General features: G+C 62.7%; 4 protein-coding genes. All 4 read left to right on the top strand.

Features of this window, described 5'->3' with window-relative positions; translation table 11 throughout:
* Nucleotides 1-861, top strand: an 861-nt coding sequence (locus tag ENZ75_RS26630; RefSeq protein WP_164888020.1) for a HAMP domain-containing sensor histidine kinase, incomplete at its 5' end; no start/stop codon positions are given.
* Nucleotides 862-941: 80 nt separating this feature from the next.
* Complete coding sequence (locus ENZ75_RS26625; RefSeq protein ID WP_181172679.1) at nucleotides 942-1,931, top strand: glycosyltransferase family 2 protein; 990 nt, start codon at nucleotides 942-944, stop codon at nucleotides 1,929-1,931.
* Nucleotides 1,924-2,625 carry a class I SAM-dependent methyltransferase gene (locus tag ENZ75_RS26620; protein WP_063170022.1) on the top strand — a complete coding sequence of 234 codons (702 nt, stop codon included), beginning with the start codon at nucleotides 1,924-1,926 and terminating at the stop codon, nucleotides 2,623-2,625. Before ENZ75_RS26625 ends, ENZ75_RS26620 begins: the two co-directional genes overlap by 8 nt.
* Nucleotides 2,626-2,662: 37 nt before the next feature.
* Nucleotides 2,663-3,065 (top strand): GtrA family protein (locus ENZ75_RS26615; RefSeq protein WP_245481249.1); only part of this gene is annotated, 403 nt, incomplete at its 3' end.

The raw sequence follows: 3,065 nt of genomic DNA, 5'->3' as shown, positions 1-3,065 counted from the left end.
GTGCGCCGGTCGTTTGCCGGCCTCGTCGACACCGTCCAGCAGGCCGCGCGCATCGACATCGGCACCCGTGCGATGCAGCTGCCGGTCAAGAATGTGCCGCAGGAGATCGCGCCGCTGGTGCATGCCTTCAACCAGACGCTGGCGCGCCTCGCCCAGGGCTATGACCGGCACAACCGCTTCCTCACCGACGCGGCGCACGAACTGCGCACGCCGATCGCCATCCTGCGCACGCGCGCCGAATTGCTGAAGCAGGAACCGCAAAGCGCGCGCCTGCTGCATGACATCGAGCGCCTGTCGCATCTTGCGCAACAGCTGCTCGACCACCAGCTGCTCGACCGCCCGGCGGACCAGCGCCAGATCATAGACCTCTGCGATCTTGTCGGCCGGGTCGCCGCCGACTTCGCCCCGCTCGCCATCGAAGCAGGCTACGATCTTGCCTTCGAGCCGCCAGCCAACAAGGTCCATGTCGAGATCAACGTGCTGCAGATCGAGCGGGCGCTGGCAAATCTCGTGCGCAATGCCATCGATCATGGCGGCGGTTCCGGCACGATCACCATAGCGATCGATGAAAACGGCGGCGTCGAAATCCGCGACGAAGGCCCAGGCATTCCAGCCGATGAGCACGAGAACGTTTTCGAGCCCTTCTACCGACTGCGGCCGCAATCGCGCGGCGCGGGCCTGGGATTGAACCTTGCCCGGCAGATCGCACTGCTGCACGATGGCTCCATCCGGATATTGGCCGGCTCCTGGCAAGGCGCCCGCATCCGCATGGAGTTGCCGGTTCGGGCGGTGGCCGCGTGCGGCAGAAATGATGGCCGGCCCACGGTTGCGGCCGATCCCGCTGGCTTATCTGTTTTCTAACCAATTGCCGCTATTCCCAATCGGATAGCGGGAGCAAGGCTTTGGTGGAGACGGAGAGAAACACCGCGCGACGCGGCGTCATGCTGTCGGTGGTCATCCCATGCTACAACGAGCTGGATGGCGTGGCCGAACTGCATCGGCGGGTAACGGCCGCATGCCTTGGGCAAGGCCCTTCCTACGAGATCGTCCTTGTCGTCGATGGCGCGACCGACGGTACGCGCGAGGCCATTCTGCAGCTGGCCGAAAAGGACGACCATATCGTCGCCATCGACCTTGCCCGCAATTACGGCCACCAGATCGCGTTGAGCGCCGGGCTCGAATTCTGTCGCGGCCAGCGCATTCTCATTCTCGATGCCGACCTGCAGGATCCGCCTGAACTGCTCGGCGCGATGATGACGAAGATGAACGAAGGCTTCGATGTGGTTTACGGCCAGAGGCTGACGCGCGATGGCGAAAGCTGGTTCAAGCTCGCCTCCGCATCCATGTTCTATCGCTTGCTGCGCCGGATGGTCGACGTCGACATAGCCCCGAATACCGGTGATTTCCGACTGATGAACCGTCGCGCGCTCGACCATCTGAACGCGATGCCAGAACGTTACAGGTTCATTCGCGGCATGGTGAGCTGGATCGGGCTGAGACAGGTGGCTTTCCCCTATGAGCGGCACCGCCGCTTTGCCGGCACCACCCACTATCCGCTGAAGAAAATGCTTCTTCTGGCGGTCGACGCCATGACCAGCTTCTCCATCGTGCCCTTGCGGTTCGCCTCGCTGCTCGGAATGATGTTCGGGCTTCTGGGGCTGGTCGTGCTCGGCTACACGCTGCTCGAATGGTCGGTCGGAAACGTGTTGCCCGGCTGGACCAGCCTCGCCGCGATCGTGCTGATCCTCGGCAGCGTCCAGCTTATGGTGCTTGGAATCTTCGGCGAGTATCTCGGGCGCATGTACATGGAGACAAAGCGGCGGCCGCTCTACTTCGTCAACGAGATCGTTTCGCGCAGCCAGGCGGTGGAGGACGGCGAATTGCCGGTCCATCGCCTGCAGGAGATGGCAAAGAGGGCCGCACGTGCTTGAGGCGGAATTCGACCAGTTTGCGCGGGAATATCAGGAGCAGCATGCCGCAAGCATAAGGCTGAGCGGCGAAAACCCGGATTTCTTCGCCAGGTACAAGATCGACGACGTCGCCGCGACGCTGCGGCGGGCCGGTGTCAAACCGCGACGAATACTGGATTTCGGCGCCGGCGTCGGCAATTCGCTCGGCCATATGCGCAACGCGTTTCCCGACGCGGAGATCACCTTGCTCGATCCTTCGCGGGAATCGCTCGACATCGCCAGCAAGCGCTTTCCCGGCCAGGCCGCCTTCACGCATTTCGACGGCAAGACAATTCCCTTTGCCGACGGCAGCTTCGACCTGGCCTTCGCGGCCTGCGTCTTCCACCATATCCCCGAGAACCTGCAGATCGGACTGTTCGCCGAGATCGGCAGGGTGCTGGCCTATGGCGGCAGCTTCTTCGTCTTCGAACACAATCCTTGGAACCCGCTGACCACGCACGCGGTGAGGAACTGTGCCTTCGACGAAAACGCGGTTTTGATAAATTCGCGCGAGATGCGCGGGCGCATGGCCGAGGCGGGCCTTGCCAATACGAGGATCGTCTACCGGATTTTCTTTCCTCGGATGCTTGCGAGACTGAGGCCGTTCGAGCGCTTCCTCACCAAGGTACCTGTCGGAGCCCAATATTTTGCGCATGTGGTCAAGCCTGCCGTTTGACTTCCCGAGGATGCTGCGATTTGGCGCCGTCGGTCTGTTGAACACGGCGCTGGGATACGCGGTCATTCTGGCCGGGCTTGCGCTGGGTCTGGGCGACATCCTTGCCAACGCCACGGGCTATGCCGCCGGCCTTGTCCTCGGCTTCTTCCTCAACCGCCAATGGACCTTCAGCAGAGCCGATGGCTTCAAGCCCGGGACCGCGCTGCGCTATGGGGGTGTCTTTCTGGTCGCCTACAGCATCAATCTGGCCGTCGTAATCGCCGCCCGTTCAGCAGGCATCGTCGAAAACCCGCTGGTCCACCTCGCGGGAATCTGCGTCTATTCGGTTGTTTTCTATCTTGGCTCGGCTCGCTTCGTGTTTGTGGGGCGTGGGGACGACAGCACCGACCGCACAGTTCGGGTGGCCGACAAGCCTCGGCGGCAGCCCGCCAATCCAACAC

The organism is Mesorhizobium sp. M7A.F.Ca.CA.002.04.1.1, from assembly GCF_004022805.1.
In the GTDB taxonomy this organism is placed as follows: Bacteria; Pseudomonadota; Alphaproteobacteria; order Rhizobiales; family Rhizobiaceae; genus Mesorhizobium; species Mesorhizobium ciceri.
The sequence above is the reverse complement of the archived record's forward strand: the minus strand, read 5'-3'. Positions and strand labels throughout refer to the sequence as shown.

Coding starts and splice junctions, on each gene's coding strand:
- ENZ75_RS26625 (WP_181172679.1), top strand. CDS start 942: ATGCTGTCGGTGGTCATCCCATGCTACAACGAGCTGGATGGCGTGGCC.